This is a genomic window from Pseudomonas sp. S3E17, from assembly GCF_024168685.1.
Lineage (GTDB): Bacteria > Pseudomonadota > Gammaproteobacteria > Pseudomonadales > Pseudomonadaceae > Aquipseudomonas > Aquipseudomonas marginalis.
In genome coordinates, this window is sequence record NZ_JALJWE010000001.1 from 1,530,149 (window position 1) to 1,553,436 (window position 23,288).

A 23,288-nucleotide genomic window follows, 5' to 3' on the forward strand; every position below is an offset into this window, starting at 1 on the left:
CCCTTTTTTGGGCCGCTTCGCGGCCCAACGGGAGCAAGCTCCCTCGCCACGGGGGTTACCGTTTGCTGTGCGACAGCGCTAAGCCGAAGATTCAGCGGGACCTCCCGTATTTGTGCCGACTTCACTGAACGAGACTACCGGTCGAGGCCGCCTACAAGGCATCCGCCATGCCTTGGATTTCCTCGCACCTTACTTGACCAACCGCTTCTCCTTGGAGGGGCGATATCCGAAATACGAGCTGTAGCACTTGCTGAAATGGCTCGGCGAGACAAACCCGCACGCCACCAGCACTTCCACCTGTGACAGTTCGGTGTGCTGCAACAGCCGGCGTGCTTCGGTGACGCGCAGTTCCATGTAGTAGCGCTGCGGCGTGGTGCCCAGTTGTTCCTTGAACAGGCGCTCCAGTTGGCGGCGCGAGCGGCCGGCGTAGACGGCGAGTTGGTCGAGTTCCAGCGGTTCTTCGAGGTTGGCGTCCATCAGCTTGACCACTTCGCGCAGGGGCGCGCTGACGCTGACGTTTTCGCTGGGTTTGATCCGCCGGTAACGCGATTCTTCGAAGGCCAGGATGTCTTCGATACCTTCGACCAGGGCTTTGTCGTGCAAGCTTTTGATCCAGTCCAAGGCCATGTGGAAAGCGCCGGAGGGGCTCGACGCGGTGAGGCGGTCGCGGTCGATCACGTAGGGTTCGCTGGTAACGTGGGTGGCCTTGGACACTTCCGCCAGGGCCGGGCGGTGTTCGGGGTGGATGGCGCAGCGGTAGCCCTGCAGCAGGCCGGCGCGGCCGAGGAACCATGCGCCGTTCCACAACCCCGCGAGGCTCACGCCCTGCTCGGCGGCACTACGCAGCAGTTGGATCAATTGATCGTCAGCCTTGAGCTCGGTGCGAAAGCCGCCGCAGATCACCAGCAGATCCAGGCCTTGCAGCGCGGGCGCATCGAGACGCACGTCAGGGCGGATCACCAGGCCCAGGTCGCTGATGACTTCCCCGTCGTCACAACCGAAGGTGCGCGTGGCGAACAGATCAGGTCGCAACAGGTTGGCGGTGACCACGGTGTCGAGGGTCTGGGTGAATGCCGGCAGGGAAAAATGTTCGAGCAGCAGGAAGCCGACGCGGGTGACCGATGCCGGCTGGGAAGTTTCGTTGAGGTAGCGCAGGTTCTTGCCTTTCATGCCACCGCTGAACTGGCGTCTTTCCATCGAGGGTTGGCCCACTTTTATTGTTGATGCAATGGGCGCCATCTTAGGGGGAAAAACGCTGGCTGTCTCAGGCACTGATCTTGAAAAAACCACAGGCCCCAAAAGCCCGTGGCAGAACCCTCGCCGGCGCATCTGATACGGTTTTTTCTTTGCTATCTGCGCCTGTATTGAAACGCCGCCTGGGCGGACAATGGCCCCCATCCCCACCCCCTTCCCTTCGGAGGCCTTATGACCAAGATGGCGATTTTCCTGTTCGGTTTTTTAGTGCTGACCATCGGCATCGGGCTGCTGGCGACCATCTCGCCGGTTTAGCGCCTAGCCGGCAAACAACATCGGGTACAGCGACAGCACCAGCAACCCGGCCATTGACCAGTTGAACAGCCTTACCCAGCGCGGTTCGCGCAGCACATTGCGCAAGCCGCTGCCACACCCGACCCACACGCACACACTGGGCAGGTTGACCACGGCAAAGACCAGCGCGATCACCAGCACGTTGGTGACATAACCCTCGGCCGGCGTATAGGTGGTGATGGCCCCGAGCGCCATGATCCACGCCTTGGGGTTCACCCACTGAAACGCCGCCGCGCCCAAGAACGTCATGGGCTTGCCGTGCTCCTCATTGCTATCGGACATGCCGCCCGCCGTGGCGATCTTCCAGGCCAGGTACAGCAAGTACGCCGCGCCCACATAGCGCAACACTGTGTAGGCCCACGGGAATACCTTGAACACTTCACCCAGGCCCAGGCCGACCGAAATCACCAGCAGCATGAAGCCGATACTGATCCCCAGCGCATGGGGCATCGAGCGGCGAAACCCGAAGTTCACCCCCGAGGCAAGCAACATGGTGTTATTCGGCCCTGGGGTGATCGAGGATACGAAGGCGAACAGCACAAAGGCCGACAGCAGGCTGGTAGACATGGACATGGTGCGGCATCCGAGCGGTGTGGTAGGCCTGCGACAGTAGTGGGTTATGCCGCCCGGCGCCCCGTACAGCCAGGCACGGATCGAGGCATACACTTCAGGTTCAGATGGCTCCGGCGTTTTCACAAAGCTTTCACAGACGCCCCCTTATGGTGAACCCAGCTCCTAATGAACATCCCTTTTAGCCCGTGCTCCCCATCGCGGGCTTTTCTTTGCCTGGGATTTATCCGGGGCAAAAAAAGAGGCAGGCCATTGTTCATGGCCTGCCTCCCGTTGACTGACTGTCAGCGCGGACCGCCACCAGGGCCGCCGCCTTGACCATGACCACCACCGCCATGGCCACCCCCCCCGCCACCGCCCGGCGGCATGAATATCCAGCAGCCCGACAAGGTCGACAACAGCGCGACAACAACAGCCGCCTTGGTTAGGTAATTCAACTTCATGACAACGCTCTCTGCTTTACAAGGTTGGGTGTACGTCAAGTAAGACCGCGTTAAATGAAGTCCGTCATGGGTTTCGTGTAACGTCTTGGTAGGGTTTGTGTTGGGGTGGATACACGTCATTCGTTGATGCGAGTAAGGCCAATTTTGATACCTGATCAGCACCAAAGGGAGAAGTCGATGAAAGAGTTGATACAGGGCCTCGATGGACCCAGAACCGCCCAGCAGGAATTGTTTTATGACCTGGACGATGCAGCTGCAGTGATTGGCTGGTCTGTGGTTGAACTGACAGCCCTGGCAAACAGCAGCAGGACACCGAGTGAGGCGTTGGCGCTAATGAAGATCTGCACGTTGCTGGCAACTCAGCGGGATAAAATCGCCAGGTACGCGGATGAAGTGAAGGCGCAGCGCATCAGCAGGTCAGAGGCTGAGTGCTGAAGATTGAGGTCGGTACGCTCAAGAATGAGGGCCTCGACTCGGAAATGTAGCCAGCCCTCAATCTTTGCGTCAGTGAACAGTGCGAGCCAGCGGGAGCCGACTCGATAAGCTCATTCGACAGCAGCGTCAGGTTGAGCGTTTGTCGTCGAGATCATGTAGTTTTTTAACACCCTTCCCCGTCTTTCGCTCGTATTCATGATGAAAAAACCAAACGACCAAAAGTAGCATCGCTAGACCAAAAATGAATAGCAACAGCTCTATTGCGGGACCTTCGTGTGAAAACATTTTCGTTCCTCATCCTGAAGTAGCGTGACTTGAAAACAGCCACAACCGAAATTATTCGTAACAATACGAACATTTCCAGGGTAGTCGCCAACACGGGCCATGACAACCTTAAAAGCCTCCTGACCCTTGATCTAGACACGTCACTCGTCGAAAACCCTTCGAGCGCGGGAGCGACACGGGGCAACGCTGTACACAACGGGAAGGGAATGGCGCCTGCACAGGCGGATGCGGAGGGAGGTAGATCGGCCTGCTCGAGAGGTTGGCACCCGGGCCTTTTCTTCCACCCAATAAAAAACCCCGTAGACGTTAATCTACGGGGTTTTCAAGAGTGGAGGCCGAGGTCGGAATCGAACCGGCGTAGGCGGATTTGCAATCCGCTGCATAACCATTTTGCTACTCGGCCTCAAACGATCAATGCCCTTGCCGCTGACATTCACCGTATAAAAACTTGAGTGGGCCATAGAGCCCTACCTCTACTCTAACTCATTGAATACATTGAAGTTTTTAATGCTTCGTTGCGTTCGATGGGCGCCATTATGTACTCATTTGCTTTTGCCTGCAACCCCTTGATTTCAAAAATATTTCGTAGTGGCATCAAGGGGTTGCGCGCCTGCCCTACTCCTTGATGAGCTGCTGCTGGTACTGCGGATCGGCCTTGATCTGGGCGTCGGTGAACGGCAGTGGGCGGAGTTTTTTCTGCGCGAAGGCTTGGGTCTGGTCCTTGGCGTAGGGGGATGCCGGGTTGCTGGACAGGGAAAACGCGAGCACGCCCTGGGCGTGGGGGCCCTGGTCGTCGAAGGTGACGATCTGCAGGTAGCTGCTGCCGCTGACCACTTCGCGCTTGCCGTCGGCCCGGGGCACGGTTTGCATGGCGTTGTAGATCCCCAGCGCCTGCGGGCCGCCGTGGATCGGGGTTTGGCCGCTGACCTGGATATCGCCCCATTTGCTATCGGCGTTGAGGCCGAGTTTGGCCACGGCTGCGCTGGAGGCCAGCATGGCTTCGCGCAGGGCCTTGGCCACGGGGGCACGCTCGATGGCCAGGCCCCGTGGGGTGGTCAGGGGTTGGGCCGGATCGAACGCGACGCGCCAGGCATCAGGGATTTGCTGCAGGTGCTCAAACAGGTTGATGAAGTGCACCAGGCCCAGGCCGCTGTCGAGGTTGGCGCGTCGGTCCCAGTCGTTGAGGCTGGTGCACAGCGACTTCAGCGCAGTCGCGTCGGTGCCGAGGTGTTTGGCGCAGAACTCCAGCAGGTCGGGCATGACCTGCCCGGCCAGGTACACCTCGTTGTCCATGACCATGTTTTGCAGGTCGGCGACGCTGATCGGTTGCGTTTCCAGGGATTGCAGGCGTTGCAGGGCGAAGCGTGCGCGCGGGCCGAGGCCGATGTGGTCCTGGCTGATCAACGGGGAGAAGCCGGTCAATGGTGCCTTGGGGTTGGCCAGCCACGCCGAATCGTTAGAGTGCTGCACGTAGTCGCTACGCTCCAGCTGCGGCAACTGGTCGGCGGGGAAGATGCCGGCCTGGGCGGCGCGCGGGTCGACGTCCCAGGCACAGGCACTGCGGGCACCGTCGAGCATGATCATCTGCAGGCCGGCACGCGGGTCGCTGCATTGCGCCAGTTTGGCCGCGCTGACGTTGGGCACCACCGACAGGTTCATGTACAGGCTCTGGCCCTGGTCATCGGCAGCCAGGGTATTGACCCACGGGATACCTTGCAGGGTGTGCACCGAGGTTTGCAGGTCCTTGAGGCTCGTGGCACGGTTCATGGCGTACCACTGTTGCAGGACGCGGTCGTTGCCCAGGTTGGCATCGCGCAGGCTGAAGGCGTGGTGAGTGTCCCAATCCAGCTTGCCGGGCCATTGCACCACGGGGCCGAACTGCGAGCTGTAGACCGGATGGGTCACCGGCTTCACGCTGCCGTCCGCTTGCCTGGCCTGGACCGTCACCGAGGTTTTTTCCAGGGGGATGGATTTTCCATCCAGCATATAGCGCGTGGAGTCCTTGGGATCCAACGTCAGGCGATACAGGGTGAAGTGCTTGGACGTATCCACCGTGTGCGTCCACGCCACATGCTGGTTGAAGCCGATATTGATCACCGGCAGGCCGGGCAGCGCGGCGCCCATCACATCCAGCTGGCCGGGGATGGTCAGGTGCATTTCATAAAAGCGCATGCCGCCCACCCACGGGAAATGCGGGTTGGCCAGCAACATGCCACGGCCATTGAACGAGCGGTCGCGGCCCACCGCCACGGCATTGCTGCCGCGATCCAGGCTGAAGCGCTGTTGATTGGCGGCGGCCAATTCGAATGCCTTGGCGCTGGGTTGCACACTCGCGGTTGCCTGGGGCGGCGCGGCGCCGACCAGGGCTTCGGCGAACTGGCCGACACCGCCTTCCACCAACAACCTGCGGGTCAATTTCACCAGGTCTTCAACCACCAGCGGCCGCACCCAGGCCGCCTGGCACTGGGCGGGTGCGCCCTGCTCTTTCAGGTAACGGTTGTAGCCGGCCACGTAGCCTTGCATGCGCTGTTGGATCTGCGGGCTTTGCGCCTTCCAGAAAGCAGCCACCGCGCTCGGTGTATTCAGCCAGGTGAAAAACACGTCGCTGGCCAGGTTGTTGCGCTCTTCCTGGGTCGACTGCTCGGGGCCGAAGTACCGGGCCCGCTCGCCGTTCACGGTAACCACTTCATTGGCCAGCAGGCACAGGTTGTCCTGGGCATAGGCATAACCGATCCCGAAGCCCAGGCCGCGTTCGTCATTGGCGCGAATATGCGGCACGCCGAAACTGGTGCGGCGGATATCCGCCGACGCCTGCGTCATCGACTCCCGTGCCGTTGCAGCCAGGCTCACCCCCAGCAACAGCCCCGTCACGCACACCCTGGCCAACCCGTTGGAAATAATCACACAGACTCCGCAGTCAAATTGAACACCCTCACAGGGGTAACCACCCCACCGTAAGGACGCAAAAAACCGGGAGAAATTTAACCCTGGGGCGGGTTTATCCGAGGCGTCGCAGATGTGACAAAGCCGATACCGACAAATTTTCTACATCACACCCTTCATGATTTTGCACGCTCGTTCGTCTTATTGACTAAGAGCGCCATCATTTTCCTGATCAGGCTCTGATAAGGAGTTTTTGCATGTACAACCCGCAAGTGCCCACGGACGGACATTCACCCGCAGCCGACAGCCAATTTGGCAACGGCGCCCAAGCGTTCGGCAAAACCCCCGAACAGCAAGGCAACCAGCGTATTCGCCACCTGCTCAAGTGTTTCGGCCTGCGCACCAGCCTGATCCGGCTGAAGGTCATCGACGCCCTGCTCACCGCCGCCGACAACCAGCGCACCCTGGGGGTACGTGGCGTGCACAGCCATTTGCTGGAGCTGGGGATCCCGCTGTCGTTCCTGAGTGTGCGCGAAGTGCTCAAGCGCCTGTGCAGCGAAGGCGTGATCACCCTCAACGCGGATAAAAGCTACAGCCTCCATGAAGAGGCTGCCAAGGTACTCGACGCTCGAAGCTGAGGCTGACCTTAAAGCTTGACCTTGCGGCGCATGATGCCGTTGATCACCACCACGACGACCGCGACGGCGATGGCGATGGTCTGGAATGTCTTCTCACTGATAAACCCGATGTTCTGCAGGTAGGACAGGCCAAACATCGTCGCCAATACCGCCAGGGCGATCAGGATCGAGTATTTCAAGCGTTGCTTTTGGGTCATGACGGGTTCCTGAACCGGAAGAATGTAATCACTGTGTATCGCCGAACACACCAGGCACATACCCGGCGACGGGATGCACAGGCTCGACGGGATCTTATGTTACAGGTGATGAAAAGCTTTCGCTCGTCCGGTGTCCCCCTCACCCCGAGGCGGCGGGCTTCACCTTTGAATGGACGAGGGCATCGTAACCTTTCACGCAAGCATCTACATGCAGCCTTACACACTGCATGCCTTCGAGGAGGAACCCCGGCGGGTGTTTTCCGCACCCAAAGGGGCGCCTGGGGAACAGGGAACCTCCTACTGACAGGCGCCTTTGTTGATACGTCAAAAAAGGTACCCACCGATGCAAAGTATCCTCCCCGTATCCATTCAACAGCCTCAGCATTTTCTACCTGCAACCCCAGGTGACAGCCAAAACCAGCCATCGTCCGGCTCCCAACACGCCACGCCTGCACAGACACCCCGCCACAGTGCCGCCAATACAGAATTGGCGCGGGTGATAGCATACAAACAGAACCTGCGGACCCTGGGCCAAGCACTCACCGAAATCGCCACGCGCCTGGGCACGAGCGCAACGCCCCAGGCAATCCTGGGCGCGCTGAAAACCACGACCATCGATATTCATCCCGAGTCCTTCTCATCCGACGCCCATACAACCGTCACGCTTGAGGCTTACATCAGATCGTCCGGCCTGAGCATACCCTCCCGCCACGATTCCCTGACCGTCCTGGCGGAATCGGTGCTCAGCAGAGCCCAGGAACACCCTCTGGGCGACTTTGGCGGCGCTCTGTCTTGGCCGTTACCCCTGAGTGCCGATGGGCAACGTTCACTGGTGGACGCCGCCAGGCGCTTTGTGACCCAACACCCAAACCCTTCACAAATAGGTAGCCAGAGTGTGCTGGAATACCTGAACAGCAACCAGCCACTATCCAGCGAGGCAGCGCGGGACCCGGTCAAGGCGCTGGAAACGCTCCTTGCCACGCCGCGTGCGCAGGCGTTGGGCCAAGCCTTGCAGACCGAGTTGAACGGTATTGCCACACACTCCAGCGTGAACGACTACACCTTGGCCGCCATAAATCTGTTGCTGGACCCGCCATCCATGCCCCCGTCTCACACAAAAATGGTGGCAGGCTTCGATCTGGCCCAGCAAAGCCACTGGGGCGAACCCGCTTCAGCGTTGTTCGGCCACTTCAGCACGCATCTGCATCGCACCCACCGCACCACACCCGAAATGGCCAAGGTCGGCGCTTACCTGTTACTGGCCAGGAAGGCACCGGAGTTGCTGATCAAAGACCTCCCCGCCAATTTGACCTATGGCAGCCCGGCCTGGGTAAGCCTCTCCATCGCGGCAGCGACGATAGAAGCGCAGACACCAGGCAAAGTACCCAACATGACCTTTGCCCAAGTCATGCTGAAAGCCAAGGATGCCGGCCAGGAAGATATGGCCGTGACCCAGCAGGCACAGGCCGCCGCGTTGCGGACCTGGGGCGTCGTCAACGGCGTGCTCTCTGAAGATGAAGCCGCTCGGTACAACACCAGCGACATCGAAAAGGTCAGGAGCGCCTTCAACCTGCAGGCCGATGCGCGGATAGAGGCCAGCGACCAGATCGAAGCCACACTCCCCAGCCGCAAGGAAATTGCCCTGGCCAAGCTAAAGGAAAGGTTTGGCGAGAACTTGCCGTTTGAAGAGAAAATCCTGACTGTCAAAGACACCATACAGCCCTTCGCCCAACCGCTCTATGACCCCAATAGGGCGCCCGCCGGCCGACACTCATTACTGGATATCGCGATGAGCGGGCTGCACCGGTATGAATGGGAAACACAACATCCCAAGATCAAAACGGCCATACAAGGCAAGTCCCTCAAATTTGACGTAAACACCGTATTCAATAAGGACCTCAAGCAGGCCATAAAAGATCGCAAAGAGGGCATCGCCACGGCCGTCAAGCAAATGATCAGCCAACTCCCGATTAACGATCGGCAGAAGCTGGAATATGGGAAGCTCGAGTTCTATCAGAACCATACCTACACCCTGGGCATGGGCTTTAGCGGCCGAACCCTGGCAGAAAAAAATCACACGTTATTGATCAAGTCCACGGGGGTAAAGGGCCAAACAGTTTATGAGATGGATTTAAATCAAGGCACTGTCAAATCCGTTTCCGACACCGTATTGACCCGAGAGCGCGAGCGTGACGCCAACCGGGTCTATCCCATAGAGGCGTTCACCCCCGAAGACGTGCCTAAAACAGTGTTTGAACAAAACAAGCCAGCCCAAGACCCATTGCCCGTTCCCAACAGTTTCTCCAGCACTCGAACGCAGGCCATCGCCGACGCGTTTATCCAACACTTGGACATCGAAAACGAAGATGTGATCAAACAGGCCAAGGGCGCAACCACCTACGACCGGCAAATGGAAGCCCAGTCGAAACTTGTCAATTTTTTCCTTGACCTGATTCCATTGAAATCGGCGATCCAGAACTTTGTGAATGGCAACTACCTGGAAGGCGCAGTCGACCTGGGCATGGATATTTTCGGTTTCGTCACCGCCGGTGCGGGCGCGGCGGCGAAAGTGGCCAAAGTCGGATCCAAGGCCATCAGCGCGACGACCAAGGCCCTCAAGGTCACCAAAATACTCGGCACTGCCGTCATTGGCGAACTCAATCCTTTAAGTGGGGTGGGCGATCTGGTACAGGGTGGCGCCAGGCTGATCGGCAAGGGCGTGGACAAGATCAAGGCCGCTGGTGACGCCTCCGATTTGACCAGGGCCGTCAGCCGCGAGCATGGGCCCATCACACGCGGCACGTTCAAGGTCGCGGACCAGACCTATGAGGCAGACACGATCCTGTCCAATGGGCGACGGTATGCCTACGATCCGGTCAAGAAGAAGCCTTACGGGACACCGCTGGAAGGGTTCTCCCCATTGAATGTGTTAATGCCGCCGTCGCCCCGCCCGCGTGATGGACTTCGTTACGATCCACTCGACAGGACTCATCGCCCCGCTCATAGGGGGATCCAGCCCAGGGTTCCGTTACCCATGGATGAATATGCAACCAGCCGCCATACCAATGGCGCTTTGATCGAAGACCACTTCACACCCAATAGAATCCAATTCACCCGGGAAAAATTCACACTTGAAAAAAATGGCTATTTTCGAGACGTAGCGGCGGGCAACTTTCCTCCACGTCCGGCGCTTCCTGATATCACCGAAAAGATGACACCCAACGAACTTATCGCTGAAGCGTTGAAAAAAACCAATGTACTGGTGTTTGGGGAAAGCCATAGTGAAGTTGCAAGCCTGATCGCAATGCGCGACGCCATGAAAACCTTCCACGAAGGAGGCGTCAACACCATCTTCCTGGAAGGTGCCACACTCGATGCATACGGTTTGATCGCAGATACAACGCTGGCGCATACCATTTCAAAAAGGAAGGGCGGCGCCACACTTTATGATGAACTCAAAAAAGCAGCGGAAGAGTTTGGCATAGAGATAATGCCGCTCGAACATCGCTACCTGACGCGCCACTCAGACTCTCCAGGTTATTTCTCCGGGTTGGGTACCCTCGACAAAACTTCACCGGAATATATAGCGCTATCCAAACAGCGCCTTGAGGAAGTCAACTACTACGGCGCCAAGCAAGTCATGAAAAATGAACTTGGCGGCAAGTCGGTCGTTTGGGTGGGCAGAGCACATATGAACACGGCCGAAGGTGTTCCTGGCATTGCCGAGTTAACCGGGGGAATCGGCATAGGGGTCTATCAAAAAGCAGATATCGCCGAGAGTGTGGCCAGGAAGGCTGACAAACAAAGAGATACCTCGGCAGCGCTGTCCAAAACGGATGACACGGTTGGAGATATGCAAATCGACATAAAAGTCTAGTCATTGGGAAAGGTAAGCTCCAAGGCGATTTACCCTGGGGCTTACCTTTTGCTGTTTACTCCCCATGCACCCACCGCTGATGAACCCCGCGTGCAAGCGCATCCAGGGCAAACCCCAGCAGCCCGATCAGCAACACCATCGCCATCAGTTCCGAATAGGCCAGGCGATCACGGGTATCCAGGATGTAGTAGCCAAGCCCCGCGCTGACCCCAAGCATTTCGCAGGGCACCAGCACGATCCACAGAATCCCGATGGCCAGGCGCACGCCGGTCAGTACGTGGCCCACCACGCCGGGGATGATCACCCGGCGCAAGGTTTCCCAGCGCGTGGCGCTCAGGCTGCTGCTCAACTGCAGCCAGCGCGGGTCGAGCTGGCGCACGCCGGCGGCGGTGTTGAGCATGATCGGCCACACCGCGGCAAACGCCAGCAGGAAGTAGATCGGCTGGTCCCCTACCCCCATCAGCATCACCACGATAGGCATCCAGGACAGCGGCGAGATCATCCGCAGAAACTGGAAGGCCGGCGTAGTCGCCGCCTCCAGGTTGCGCGAACTGCCCACCAGCAGCCCCAGTGGCACCCCCACCAGCAAGGCCAGGAACAGCCCGACGAAAATGCGCTTGAGGCTCACGACGATATGCAGATACAGCTCACCGCGCCCCAGCAATTCCCACAGGCTGCTGAAGGTGGCGGCCAGCGAAAAGCGCGCCGCCAGGCCGCCGCCATCGCCCCACACCTTCACCCCCAGCCACCACAGCAACAACAGGCCGGCCAGGCCACTCAACCCGAGCAACCAGCCCGGGACTCTGCGGTTGTTCAAACGCCAATCTCCTCGGTCCGCTCAAAGCCCTCGGGCAAGCCGAAGGTGCCCATGCCGCCCACCGCTTCGATGGCGTTGCGCACGAAGCGGTCATCCACCAGATCCTTGGCGACAAAGGCCGGGTCCAGGTCGGCGAGGAATTTCTTGTCCCCCTCGATCAGGGTGTCCTTCAAGCGTCGCACCAATTCTTCGGTGTAGCTGGGGAATGGATAGGGCTGGAAGTCGATGCGGTGCTCGTCCCAGTCGGCATGCCGGATCGCGCCATCGGCCAGGTAGGCCGCGCGGTCGGCAGCGGCTGGCGCCAGGACTTTGCTCAACACCGGCTCGGCATGTGGCGTGTAGCGGTTCGGGCCGTCTTTGGACAGCAGTTTCACCGCCTCTGCGCGGTTATCACGGGTCCACACCTGGGCCTTGACGATCGCATTCACGACTTTCTGCGACCACTCCGGGCGATTGTTCAGGTCGTGTTCGTGCATGAACACCACGCAGCACGCGTGATTGCGCCACACGTCGCCGGTAAACCGCTGCACACGCCCGACCTTGAGGTTCTCCGCCAGGGCGTTGAACGGCTCGGCGACGATATAACCGTCGATGCGCTGGCTGGCCAGGGCCGGCGGCATGTCCGAAGGCGGCAGCACGATCAGGTTGACTTCGTTGGCGCCAATTGCACTGCCGGCGGCACGCGCCACCGGGGCCAGGCCGTTGTCACGGAACAGTTGCTGCACCACCACGTTATGGATCGAATACCAGAACGGGATCGCCACCGACTTGCCGCCCAGTTGCTTCACCTCGGTAATGCCCGGTGCCACGGTGAGCCCCGAACCGCCCACATGGTTCCACGCCACCACCTTGGCCGGCACCTGGCTGCCATAGCGTGCCCACACGGTCATCGGCGACAGCAGGTGGATCACGTTGACCTGCCCGGAGATAAACGCCTCGATCACCTGCGCCCAGCTGCGCAGCAATACCGGACGCTCGGCCTTGATGCCTTCGGCTTCGAACAGGCCGTTGTTATGCGCCACCAGCAAGGGCGTTGCGTCGGTGATCGGCAGATAGCCGATGCGCACCGGCGCATCCGGCTCGCTGGCGGCGCGGGCCTGCAGGCTGCTCAGCAGCGGCAAGGCGCCGGCGGCACTGAGTACCGCGGAAAGTTTGAGAAAGTCACGGCGCGAGTGGGTCAGGTCATCCAGGCACATGGCTGGGCTCCAGCAGGTCAAGGGGTTGGGGTTGAGGGCGGCTCGCCTGCCGTAGGGTTTTGAGAATCTCGATGCGCAGCGCGCCGATGGCTTCCACCTGTTCTTCGCGCGGTTGCGGCAGGTCGATGCGCCATTCGCCCAGCGTCCGCGCCGGGCGGTTGCCCAGCAGCAGGATGCGGTCGGACAACAGCAGTGCTTCGTCGATGTCATGGGTGATCAACACCGCCGCCGAACCCTGCTCACGGTTGACCTTGAGCAACAGGTGCTGCATATCGGCACGGGTCACTTCATCCAGCGCACCGAAGGGCTCATCCAGCAACAGCACCTGGGGCTGGCGTGCCAGGCAACGGGCCAACGCGGTGCGCTGGGCCATGCCGCCGGACAGCTGCGCCGGAAATTGCTGGCGGGCGTGCTCCAGGCCAACCGCCGCGATGGCGTGGTCGACGCGCCGGCGGCGCTCATCAGCACCCAGGTGCGGCTGGCGGGCGAAATCCAGGCCGAACGCGACGTTCTTTTCCAGGCTCAACCAGGGCAGCAGGCTGGGGTCCTGGAACGCTACGGCGACACGTGGATGGGGTCCGTTCAACGGCTCGCCCAACACCTGGACCTTGCCTTCCTGGGGCGCCTGCAAGCCGGCGAGCACCCGCAACAGGCTGGACTTGCCGACCCCGCTGGGGCCCAGGATCGACACCACTTCACCGCGCTGCAATTGCAGGTCGAAGCCTTGCAGCACCGGGCCGCCGGCGTACCCCAGGCCAATGCCCCGGGCACTCAATACCACCGGGCTCACAGGTTGGCCTGGCGTTGCAACTCGGTGCGCAATTGCACCAGGCTGGGCGTGACGATCGGCACAAACGCCGACTCCCGCCAGCGCCGCGCAAACCCACTGCCATGGGCCGTGAGGTAAGCCTTGCCGCCGCTGGCCTGCAGTTCCAGCTGCACCGCGCTGGCGGCGGTTTCGGCCAGGCCGATGCGCAACTTGAACAACGCCACCGGCTCGGCGGCGAAGCGCCCGGCGAGCAGGCCATTCTGCAGCTCGGTCACCAGGTGATCCAAGGTCCCGCGCAACCCTTCGAGTTCTTCGCGCAACACCGTGCGGGCCGCGCCCAGGTGATGGGCGACTTCCGCCAGCGAGCGCCGGGCCAGGCCGATCGACATTCCGCACTGCAAACCCAGGAACGCCGGGCGCACGGCCGGCAGGAACTTGCGTGCATCCTCGTGCAGCAACCACTCGCGACTCAGCTCGACACCTTCCAGGCCCAGGGCTGCGGTGTTGCTCGATTGCAGGCCGAGCAGCTCCAGGTCGCCGGAACGTTGCAGGCCCGCCACCGAATCCGGAATCGCCAGGATAAACGGCGCGCCACCACCGGCATGCTCCACCGCCGCTGCCGCGACAAAGCCGTTCTTGCGCAGATTGGTCACCCAGTGCAGGCGACCGTTGAGGGTCCAGCCGTGATCATTCGGCTCGGCGCTGATCTGCAGCGTCTCGATGCCCGACAGGAACTTCATCGCATTCGACAAACCGGTGGCCCCCGCCAGCCTGCCGCTGAGCAGGTCCGGCAGCAGTTGCTCGCGCAGTCGCTCATTCGGGCTCTGCAGCAGATACTCGATAAACGAGCGCTGGCCCCAGCACACAAACGCCGCCGCCAACGAATGGCTGGCGACATTGGCAATGGCCTCGACGGCGCCGGCCACATCGCCGCCCAGGCCGCCGAAGGCTTTTGGCACACCGATACGCAGTACGTTGGCCTCTGCCAGCCGGGGCAGCACTTCCTGGGGATCGCAACTGCCCACATCCAGGGCCTGCGCTTGAACATCGAGCCAACGGCTCAAGATCGGGTCAAGCATTCATGTTTCTCCTTGTCAAAGCAGCAGGGCCACCCGCCCTTCAGCTGGCCGGTTTTTCCCAACGGTATTGCGCCAGCTCCGGGTTCAGCGGGGTACGGGCAAACACGTTAGCGAAGTTGCACAGGGTTGCCAGGCTCACCCCCAAAATAACTTCCAGGGCCTGGCCTTCGGTGAAACCGGCGGCGCGGAACGCGTCAAAACCGGCATCGCTGACATCGCCACGGGTGGCAATGACTTCCCGGGTAAAGGCAGCGAGTGTCTCATAACGGGCATTGGGCAATTCGCCGCGCTGACGCAGGGCGTCGATCACCTCTTCCGGCAGCTTGGCCTTGTTGCGCGCCACGGCGGTGTGGCCGGCGACGCAGAAATCGCAGCCGTGGGTAGTGGCGGCAATCAACTGCACCACTTCGCGATCGGCCAGGCTCAGCTCGGCCTTGGCGTTCAGGCCCGAGACGGTGATGTAGGCTTCCAACGCCGCCGGGGCGTTGGCCAACACACCCAGCAGATTGGGGATGAAGCCCGAGGCTTTCAGCGCGTTTTCCAGCAACGGCTTGGCGGCAGGTGGCGCGGTTTGCGGGGTGAGCAGCGGTACACGGGACATGGAGCGGTCTCCTGAGGGTTCGTGTATCCAGTCTGTTGGTTATAAGAAATCCTCTCAATAGGCTAAAGTAGCGATTACTTGCTCTTGAGTCTTTCCATTAGATGAATTCTTCCAGTGCACTTGTCGATTGGTTATTAGACAGCCTCGAACTCAACACCAGCCTGTTCCATGTCGGGCGCTATTGCGGCGATTGGCATGCCAGCACCCACGGCCTGGCGCGCGCGAGTTTCCACCTGATCGTGCAAGGCGAGTGCTGGCTGCATATAGCCGGCGAACCCACAGCCGTAGCGTTGAACAACGGCGACGCGGTGTTCCTGCTACGTGATCTGGAATACCGGTTGTCCGGAGCAGCCACGGCGGCCGGCGCACAGGAATGTCCGCGACGCCCGATGCTGCCCCTGGACAGCGGCGCCAGCGACGGCGTGGGGCTGGTGTGCGGGTTCTTTCACTTCCAGTCGGGCTTGTCGGCGATGATCGTCGATACCCTGCCCGCGTGGATCGTCCTGCGGGCCGGCGACCCCTCGCTGACGGCGGCCCGCAACCTGTTCGAGCTGATCCTGCAGGAGTGCCAGCGCGACCCGGCGCCTTCCGCGGCGTTGCTCGAGCGCCTGTGCCACCTGTTGTTTCTGTATGTATTGCGCCAGCAAGTGCTGGATAACCACGCACTCGGTGGCCTCGCCGCACTGGGGCGCCAGCCGGCGTTCGCGAACCTGCTGGAACAATTGATTGCTCGCCCGGCAGACGCCTGGACCCTGGAAAGCATGGCGGCCTGCACCGGCTTGTCGCGCTCGGCGTTTTTCAAGCGCTTCACTGAGTTGTGCGGGCAGTCGCCCGGCCAGGTGCTGCTGATGATGCGCATGCGCCACGCCTGCCAATTGTTCAAGCAGGACCAGACCGTCGCGGATGTCGCAGTGGCGGTGGGTTATCAGTCCGTGGCGGCGTTTACCCGCGCCTTCCACAAAGTGACCGGGCAGCAACCCGGCGCTTATCGCAAGGCCCAGGCCTAGCGTTGCAAACCGGTGCCCGGCTGGCCGCACAGTTCGACCAGCCAGTCCACAAACACCCTGACCCGCTGTGACAACTGGCGATGGGGCGGATACAGCGCCGTCAGCGCCATTTTCGGCACCGGCAACTGCGCCAGCACGGGCACCAGGCGGCCCTCGGCCAGTTGCCGCATCGCATGATAGTGCGGCGCCTGAATCAGGCCGTAGCCGGCTTCGCACGCGGCGAAATAACCATCGGAACTGTTGACCGCCACACGCTTGGGCAACTGGATCGGGTGCACGGCGTTGTCGACCAGGAACTCCAGGCCGAACCGCTTGCCGCTGGCCGTGGAGACATACTCGACCATCTGGTGATTGGCCAGATCGTCGAGGCCCGCCGGTATGCCCATGCGTTCCAGATACCCAGGGCTCGCCAGGGTCAACTGGTCCATCATCGCCAAGGGCCTGGCCACCAGCGACTCATCCAGCGCCGGACCGCCGCGCAGCACGCAATCCACACCTTCGCGGATCAGGTCCACCGGACGGTCGTTCAGGCCGATGTCCAATTCGATTTGCGGATAGCGCGCGGTGAACGCCGGCAATGCGGGAATCACAATCAAACGCCCGATCCCCGAGGGCATATCCACGCTCAGGGTGCCGCGTGGGTTCTGGCGGCGAGTGGAGAACACCGCCTCGGTTTCCTCCAGGTCGGTGAGCAGCTGTACGCAGCGCTGGTAATACGCCGCGCCGTCCAGGGTGGGGCTGACCTGGCGCGTGGTGCGCTGCAGCAACTGCACGCCCAGGTGCGCCTCCAGTTGCTTGATCAGGATGGTCACCGACGCGCGCGGCAGTTGCAGGCTGTCGGCGGCCTTGGCAAATCCGCCCAACTCGACAATCCGGGTAAACACCCGCATGGCGTTAAAACGATCCAAGGGCCGGCTCCAGGAGGATTATTTAGAAATTACCAATAGTGATAGTGCTTTTAGCCGGTTTATCCCGGTTTTGTCGAGGGTAACAATGGCGTCCTACCTCATCAGGAGCTGCACCCATGCACACTCGTCAACTCGGTAAGAACGGTCCCCACGTCAGTGCCATCGGCCTCGGCTGCATGGGCATGAGTGACTTCTACACCTCGGGCAGCGACACCCGGGAGGCCATCGCCACCCTGCACCGTGCCGTGGAATTGGGCGTCACCTTGCTCGACACCGCCGACATGTACGGCCCCCATACCAACGAAGAATTGATTGGCAAAGCCATTGCCGGCAAACGCGACCGGGTGTTCCTGGCCAGTAAGTTCGGCTTTGTGCGTGACCCATCGAACCCAGAGGTGCGCGGCGTGAATGGCCGGCCCGAATATATTCGCCAGGCCATCGACGGCACCTTGAAGCGCCTCGGCGTGGAGACCCTCGACCTGTATTACCAGCACCGTATCGACCCCGAGGTGGCCGTCGAAGAAAGCGTAGGCGCCATGGCCGAGCTGGTCGCCCAAGGCAAGGTGCGTTACCTGGGGCTGAGCGAGGTCAGCGCCACCACCTTGGAGCGTGCGCACAAGGTGCATCCGATCAGCGCCCTGCAAAGCGAATACTCCCTGTGGAGCCGTGACCAGGAAGACAACGGCTGCCTGGCTGCCTGCGCACGCCTGGGTGTCGCGTTCGTACCTTACAGCCCGCTGGGGCGTGGCTTTCTCACCGGGGCCCTGAAAAGCCCGGATGACTTCGCCGAAGACGATTACCGCCGCTCCAGCCCGCGCTTCCAGGGCGAGAACTTTGCACACAACCTGCGACTGGTGGAGCGGGTCCAGGCCCTCGCCGCCGAAAAAGGCGTAACCGCCGGGCAACTGGCATTGGCCTGGGTACTGGCACAGGGTGATTACCTGATCCCCATTCCGGGCACCAAGCAGCGCAAGTATCTGGAAGAAAACGTCGCCGCCCTGGACATCACATTGAGCCCGGCCGAGCTGGCGGCACTGGCATCTGTGTTCCCGTCGGGCGCTGTGGCGGGGCCACGCTACCCCGAGACGTCCATGGGGCTGGTGCACCAATAACGCTCAACCCGGGCGCAGCTGTCGAGGCTGCGCCCAGGAAATATCCTGCACCATGACCGGCTCCGGCAGCGGGAACGTTTCGACGCGTGCCTCCACGTAATGGAAAGGCCTGATAGGCAATCAGGATTATCTGACAACCCTCGTGAAGGACTCACTTATGCTCTCTGCGCTCACCTCCCCAACCGTTCCCACGGCTCGGTCCGCCGTTGCTACGGCTCACGACAAGCCTGAACCTTCGCCCTATGACCCGCCCACCGACCTGGCGCCAGGCCTCTACAATGAACGTTCCCACACCCTGCATATCGACGGCGATATCAAGTTCGGCCGGTTAATCGTATGGAATACATCAGACCCCGAAAACCCGAAGATCGAGTTGAATCTGCTGACGGTGGAAACCGGTGACGGCGCGGATTGCGTACACGTGCGCAACTGGCCGGGCAACCGGCTGCAGGTGTGTATCAACGGCAAGTCATATGGTTTCGACAATCACGTCAAACAAGGCCCGCCACAGGGCCTTTGGATCGAGACCAAAGGCGGCAATGACACGGTGATCATCGACGATGACGTCAAGCTGCGGGTGGACATTGAAGGCGGCGATGGCCATGACTACATCCAGGCCGGAGGCGGCAGGAGCAGATTGTACGGCGGCAATGGTAACGATGTGCTGCGACTGGGCAGCGGCCTGGGCCTTGCAGCCGGCAACGACGGTGACGACACGATCATCGGCGGAAGCGGCAATGCCGTGATGTACGGTAATAACGGCAAGGATCGTCTCTATGCCGGATATGGTCCCTCGACCAAGCAGAGCTACCTGGATGGGGGTGATGGCAATGACCACCTCTACGCCGGCAGCGGGCACACCGTTGCCCATGGCGGCAACGGCAATGATGATCTTATCGGGCATGACCGCACGACCTTCTACACCGGCAAAGGCCGCGACCGTATCTGGAATAACCGGCGCAAGGATCTGATTTACGCCAATGCCCATGACCGGTTCGACCGCAGCAAAGGCTCGACTTTCACCGAGGTCAAACCCAGCAACGCCGGCAAGCAAGCGTTTACCGTGGCCGAAGGAACGCTGGGATTCAACCAGCAAGTGAGCGATGACCTCGAGTTTCTACGCAGTTCGCCGCTTGGCCAGCAAGCCCTGGCGAAAATGGACGAACTGGCGGAGATCAATGGCGCAAAGGTCGAGATCAGGCAGGTGACCTTAGGTTACACCAGCTACGATTTTGGCAGCGCTGAGTCGGATAGCCAGACGTCCGAGGAAGAGGAAAACATCGATGAGACACAATATGGCACCCTCAAGGACGGCGTTCCCGGCGCCCGCGCCAGGCATGCCTCGATCGCCTATGACCCCTACGCAGTCCTTGAGAGTACTGACCGCACCAACACCCTGGTGCCCGTCACCACCCTGTTCCATGAAAACGGCCATGCGTTCAATGGCGCCAACGGCACATTCCTCGGCGGTGAAGACAAAGAGCAGTTGCAATCCGGAGCGTGGGTGCCGGTTCGAAATGACGAACGCCAGGTCATTGGCATTCCCAGCAACGCAACACCCGCAGACCTCGACAACGACCCGTCTACGCCGCCGAGCACGGTCAATCCGCGACCTTTCATGGAGAACGCCTTGAACCAGGAGATGGGTAAACCGCTAAGAAAAACACACAAATTCGAGCACAGTGATCAGGGCGACGGCATCTGATGAGCCGGGCGTAGCGAGCCGGCGGCCGGCCTCGCTACGTGCCCGCCCAATAAACTTTGCACCATGGTACCTAAAGACGTGCCAATCCCCGCCGATACCCCTACGAAGCTCCAAAAAAGCCGCGTCGATAATAAACGCTTCGTAAGGACGACCCCATGCCCCCACTGCGTTCCATCCAAGCCCGCTATACCCTGTTCCTGGTGCTGTTCGTCCTGGTGTTATTCGTGTTGACGGTCGTCGGCATCGGCCAACTGGTCGCGCCCACGCTGCGCCATACCGAGGAACAGGTGGTGCTCAACCGCATCAGTGAGGTGGCCGAGCAGATCCAGGGCGAACTCAACAAGGTTCAGTCCCAGCAACGCACCATCACCCAGACCATTCCCCTGCTCGACAGCGATGCCATCGACAAGGTCCTGCCGGGCCTGGTCGACCAATATGGTGAGCTGAAGGTCTTCGGCGGCGGTATCTGGCCGCTGCCCAACCAGCGCACGCCGGGGCGCAACAAGCACAGCACCTTCTGGCACCGCGATGCCTCGGGCAAGCTGGCAGTGAACACCTTCTGGAACAGCGACCCCGCCCCCAACTATTACGACCAGAGCTGGTACAAGGGCGGCCTCGCGTCGCCACGCGGCCAATGTGCCTGGGCTGCGGCCTATAAGGACGACGCCAGCCAGGAGCCGCGCACCAACTGCGCCATGGCGATCCAGCGTGACGGCGCGGCGTACGGCGTGGCCACCATCGACGTGACCCTGGGCTTCTTCAACGAACTGGTTGCGAGCAAGGAAAAGGACATCGGCGGGCAGATGCTGATCGTCGAAGGCGACGGCAAGATCATCAGCAACAGCACGCGCCTGAGCAGCCCGGTGGTGTTGAAGAACATCAGTGAATTGACCGGCACCTCGGCCTTTGCCGCCCAGGTCAGCAAGGCCCTGGCCCATCGCGACCAGGCCTTGCAGCGCAACGAGTTCGACAACCAGGGCGTGGCCAGCACCTTCTACATGCGTCCCATCGAAGGCACGCCGTGGTTCCTCGCCACCGCCCTGCCCACCTCGCTGATCACGGCCCAACGCGATGACGTACTCGGCAGCCTGGCCCTGTTGCAGATCCCCATGGTGTTGCTGCTGGTGCTGCTGGCGGTGTATGCGATTCGCCAATTGGTGCAGCGCATGAAAATCCTGAAGGCCAACATCGACGCACTGTCCACCGGCGATGCCGACCTGACGCGGCGCATCACCATCCGCGCCGAAGACGAACTGGGCGCCATCGGCCATTCGGTGAACCGCTTTATCGTCTACCTGCAAGACATGATCGGCGAAGTGACCCAGGCAACCGGCGCCATGTCATCGGGCCTTGAGCAATTGCAGCAAACCTCGGCGCACACCAACAGCATCCTGGTGCGCCACGCCTCGGAGACCGACCAGACCGTTACCGCCATCACCGAGATGAGTTCCACCGCCGATACGGTGGCGCAGAACGCGGCGCAAACCGCTTCGTTCACCCAGCGCGCCAACGAACACGCCGACCGTTCCCGCGTGGTGGTGGGTGAAGCGTCCACCAGCGTCAGTGCACTGATCGGCGAAGTCGCCAGCGCCACTCACACCGTCGAGAACATGCGCCAGGACGCCGCGCGCATCACCGAAACCCTCGGCGTGATCGGCGCGATTGCCGGCCAGACCAACCTGCTGGCCCTCAACGCCGCGATTGAAGCCGCGCGGGCCGGCGAGCAGGGTCGTGGTTTTGCGGTGGTGGCCGACGAAGTCCGCGCCCTGGCGGCGCGTACCCAGGCCAGCACTTCGCAGATCAATGAAATGCTTGCGCGCCTGACCACCGGTGTCAGTTCGTCGGTAGCGGCCATGGAGAACACCCAGGCCAGTTGCCAGTCGGCGGCGGATGCCACGGCACGGGTGAACACCGGCCTCGACGAGATGGCCGGTTCGGTCAGCCATATCAATGACCTCAGCACCCAGATCGCCACCGCTGCCGAGCAGCAAAGCGCGGTGACCGAGGAGATCAACCGCAGCATGGTGCATATCCGACATATGGTCGAAGAGCTGGTGCAGAGCGGCCATGCCACGCAAACCAATACACAAAGCCTGCTGGACGCCAATGGCCGGGTGATTGCGTTGATGGGCCGGTTCAAGGTGCGCTGATAAATGGCTGAAACACTCCCGTGCAATGTGCGGGAGTGGGACTATTCTGACAGTTCACAGCCACACAGGAGGTGTGCCATGCGCGCTGTCGAGCAGTCGGTCCGCTTGGATCGGATCAGTCAGGAACGTTTTATCCAGGCCCCTATCGATGCCGTCTACGACTATGTGACCCAACCGGATCGCTGGCACGAATGGCACCCCACCTCCCTCGGTGCCGACACCGGCACCAGCGGCCCCCTCCCAGCCGGCGCGCGCTTTACCGAAATGATCGACCTGCTCGGAGTGCGCGTGCCCATGAGCTACCGCGTGCAGATCGCCCGGCGTCCCGACGAGTTCAAGACAGTGTTCACCTCACTGGCCGTCGACGGCTCGATCCACTACTTTTTGCAGCCCTTTCGCGACGGCACCCTGTTCAAGCGCGTGCTGACCTATGAAACCGAATTGCAGTTGGCCAGCCTCCATGAACGCATGATCGAGCTGTCGGCGATTGCACTGGACCGGCTCAAGCAACGGATGGAAAACTCGCTCTCCGTATAATTTTGAAACATTAACCCGACGTCCCATGGATAAAAGCAGGGAGAATGCCCGGCTTACTGCCCGGTATTGGACGAGACTTCCATGAAAACCCCATTGCGATTGGCCCTGCTTTCAGTGCTGTTCACCACCACCCTGGCCCAGGCCGCCGACCTGATCCCCATCGATGTGCACCGCGACGCCAATTGTGGCTGCTGCAAAAAGTGGATCAGCCACCTGGAGAGCAACGGCTTCAAGGTCAACGACCACGTCGAAGCCGACATGAGCGCGGTCAAACAACGGCTGGGCGTGGCCCCGCGCCTGGGCTCGTGCCATACCGCCGTGATCGACGGCAAGTTCGTCGAAGGCCATGTGCCCGCCGAGCAGGTACTGGCCTTGCGCAAGCGCGACGACCTGCTGGGTATCGCCGCCCCCGGCATGCCCATGGGTTCGCCCGGCATGGAAATGGACGGCCATGCCGAGGCCTATCAAGTCATCGGCCTGACCCGCGACGGCCAGGATGTGGTGGTGGCGGACTACCCGGCGCACTGATCG

At 61.1% G+C, this 23,288-nt stretch carries 20 protein-coding genes and 1 tRNA gene; 9 read left to right on the forward strand and 12 right to left on the reverse strand.

The genetic code is table 11. The features are described from left to right. Positions 1 to 189 precede the first annotated feature (189 nt). The 3 genes from J3D60_RS06470 to J3D60_RS06480 all read right to left on the reverse strand — a co-directional run bounded on the left by J3D60_RS06470 (position 190) and on the right by J3D60_RS06480 (position 2,561). Complete coding sequence (locus J3D60_RS06470) at positions 190 to 1,197, reverse strand: GlxA family transcriptional regulator (RefSeq protein ID WP_253490498.1); 1,008 nt, start codon at positions 1,195 to 1,197, stop codon at positions 190 to 192. Positions 1,198 to 1,512: 315 nt separating this feature from the next. Further along, positions 1,513 to 2,121, reverse strand: coding sequence for a LysE family translocator (locus J3D60_RS06475; RefSeq protein ID WP_065941675.1), 609 nt, complete (start codon positions 2,119 to 2,121; stop codon positions 1,513 to 1,515). Positions 2,122 to 2,402: 281 nt separating this feature from the next. Continuing rightward, complete coding sequence (locus J3D60_RS06480; protein WP_167361111.1) at positions 2,403 to 2,561, reverse strand: hypothetical protein; 159 nt, start codon at positions 2,559 to 2,561, stop codon at positions 2,403 to 2,405. 177 nt (positions 2,562 to 2,738) lie between these two features. On the opposite strand from J3D60_RS06480, the gene J3D60_RS06485 reads away from it, so the two are divergent. Further along, the gene (locus J3D60_RS06485) at positions 2,739 to 2,996 is read left to right on the forward strand and encodes a hypothetical protein (protein WP_065941676.1); all 258 of its coding nucleotides are present in this window, start codon (positions 2,739 to 2,741) and stop codon (positions 2,994 to 2,996) included. 614 nt (positions 2,997 to 3,610) lie between these two features. Here J3D60_RS06485 and J3D60_RS06490 read toward each other — a convergent pair. Both J3D60_RS06490 and J3D60_RS06495 read right to left on the reverse strand, forming a co-directional pair. Continuing rightward, positions 3,611 to 3,684: transfer RNA gene (locus tag J3D60_RS06490), tRNA-Cys, on the reverse strand. A gap of 212 nt (positions 3,685 to 3,896) precedes the next feature. Further along, entirely contained in the window at positions 3,897 to 6,185 is a 2,289-nt protein-coding gene (locus J3D60_RS06495; RefSeq protein ID WP_253490499.1) for an acylase, read from the reverse strand. A gap of 236 nt (positions 6,186 to 6,421) precedes the next feature. On the opposite strand from J3D60_RS06495, the gene J3D60_RS06500 reads away from it, so the two are divergent. Next, complete coding sequence (locus tag J3D60_RS06500; protein WP_065927339.1) at positions 6,422 to 6,802, forward strand: fe2+ zn2+ uptake regulation protein; 381 nt, start codon at positions 6,422 to 6,424, stop codon at positions 6,800 to 6,802. Positions 6,803 to 6,810: 8 nt separating this feature from the next. Here J3D60_RS06500 and J3D60_RS06505 read toward each other — a convergent pair whose 3' ends face one another. Beyond that, positions 6,811 to 6,999: a hypothetical protein gene (locus tag J3D60_RS06505; protein ID WP_027606724.1), complete on the reverse strand. Its 189-nt coding sequence runs from the start codon at positions 6,997 to 6,999 to the stop codon at positions 6,811 to 6,813. 343 nt (positions 7,000 to 7,342) lie between these two features. Between J3D60_RS06505 and J3D60_RS06510 the strand changes: the two genes are divergently transcribed. Continuing rightward, positions 7,343 to 10,876, forward strand: coding sequence for a hypothetical protein (locus J3D60_RS06510; protein ID WP_253490500.1), 3,534 nt, complete (start codon positions 7,343 to 7,345; stop codon positions 10,874 to 10,876). A gap of 55 nt (positions 10,877 to 10,931) precedes the next feature. On the opposite strand, the gene J3D60_RS06515 is transcribed toward J3D60_RS06510, so the two are convergent. The 5 genes from J3D60_RS06515 to J3D60_RS06535 are packed head-to-tail and all read right to left on the reverse strand — an operon-like array spanning position 10,932 to position 15,338. Continuing rightward, on the reverse strand, positions 10,932 to 11,693 hold the full coding sequence (locus tag J3D60_RS06515; RefSeq protein ID WP_253490501.1) for an ABC transporter permease: 762 nt from the start codon (positions 11,691 to 11,693) through the stop codon (positions 10,932 to 10,934). Beyond that, a complete protein-coding gene (locus tag J3D60_RS06520) occupies positions 11,690 to 12,889 on the reverse strand; it encodes an ABC transporter substrate-binding protein (RefSeq protein WP_253490503.1) in 1,200 nt (399 codons plus the stop codon). Before J3D60_RS06520 ends, J3D60_RS06515 begins: the two co-directional genes overlap by 4 nt. After that, entirely contained in the window at positions 12,876 to 13,679 is an 804-nt protein-coding gene (locus J3D60_RS06525; protein WP_253490505.1) for an ABC transporter ATP-binding protein, read from the reverse strand. Before J3D60_RS06525 ends, J3D60_RS06520 begins: the two co-directional genes overlap by 14 nt. Beyond that, positions 13,676 to 14,737, reverse strand: a complete 1,062-nt coding sequence (locus J3D60_RS06530; protein WP_253490507.1) for an acyl-CoA dehydrogenase family protein — start codon at positions 14,735 to 14,737, stop codon at positions 13,676 to 13,678. Before J3D60_RS06530 ends, J3D60_RS06525 begins: the two co-directional genes overlap by 4 nt. A gap of 40 nt (positions 14,738 to 14,777) precedes the next feature. Continuing rightward, positions 14,778 to 15,338, reverse strand: a complete 561-nt coding sequence (locus J3D60_RS06535; RefSeq protein ID WP_253490510.1) for a carboxymuconolactone decarboxylase family protein — start codon at positions 15,336 to 15,338, stop codon at positions 14,778 to 14,780. Between the two features lie 101 nt (positions 15,339 to 15,439). Between J3D60_RS06535 and J3D60_RS06540 the strand changes: the two genes are divergently transcribed. Next, entirely contained in the window at positions 15,440 to 16,345 is a 906-nt protein-coding gene (locus J3D60_RS06540; protein WP_065941683.1) for an AraC family transcriptional regulator, read from the forward strand. Here the strand turns inward: J3D60_RS06540 and J3D60_RS06545 are convergent. Then, positions 16,342 to 17,253 (reverse strand): LysR family transcriptional regulator, encoded by a 912-nt coding sequence (locus tag J3D60_RS06545; protein WP_065941684.1) that lies wholly within the window; start codon positions 17,251 to 17,253, stop codon positions 16,342 to 16,344. The genes J3D60_RS06540 and J3D60_RS06545 overlap by 4 nt on opposite strands. Before the next feature lie 116 nt (positions 17,254 to 17,369). Between J3D60_RS06545 and J3D60_RS06550 the strand changes: the two genes are divergently transcribed. From J3D60_RS06550 to J3D60_RS06570, 5 genes are all read left to right on the forward strand, one after another. Further along, complete coding sequence (locus J3D60_RS06550; protein WP_253490511.1) at positions 17,370 to 18,365, forward strand: aldo/keto reductase; 996 nt, start codon at positions 17,370 to 17,372, stop codon at positions 18,363 to 18,365. A gap of 157 nt (positions 18,366 to 18,522) precedes the next feature. Then, the gene (locus J3D60_RS06555) at positions 18,523 to 20,070 is read left to right on the forward strand and encodes a M91 family zinc metallopeptidase (protein WP_083236504.1); all 1,548 of its coding nucleotides are present in this window, start codon (positions 18,523 to 18,525) and stop codon (positions 20,068 to 20,070) included. Positions 20,071 to 20,225: 155 nt separating this feature from the next. Further along, complete coding sequence (locus J3D60_RS06560; protein WP_092484838.1) at positions 20,226 to 22,220, forward strand: methyl-accepting chemotaxis protein; 1,995 nt, start codon at positions 20,226 to 20,228, stop codon at positions 22,218 to 22,220. Between the two features lie 78 nt (positions 22,221 to 22,298). Further along, the gene (locus J3D60_RS06565) at positions 22,299 to 22,757 is read left to right on the forward strand and encodes an SRPBCC family protein (protein WP_065927329.1); all 459 of its coding nucleotides are present in this window, start codon (positions 22,299 to 22,301) and stop codon (positions 22,755 to 22,757) included. Positions 22,758 to 22,838: 81 nt separating this feature from the next. Beyond that, positions 22,839 to 23,285, forward strand: a complete 447-nt coding sequence (locus J3D60_RS06570) for a DUF411 domain-containing protein (protein WP_065941687.1) — start codon at positions 22,839 to 22,841, stop codon at positions 23,283 to 23,285. Positions 23,286 to 23,288 lie beyond the last annotated feature (3 nt).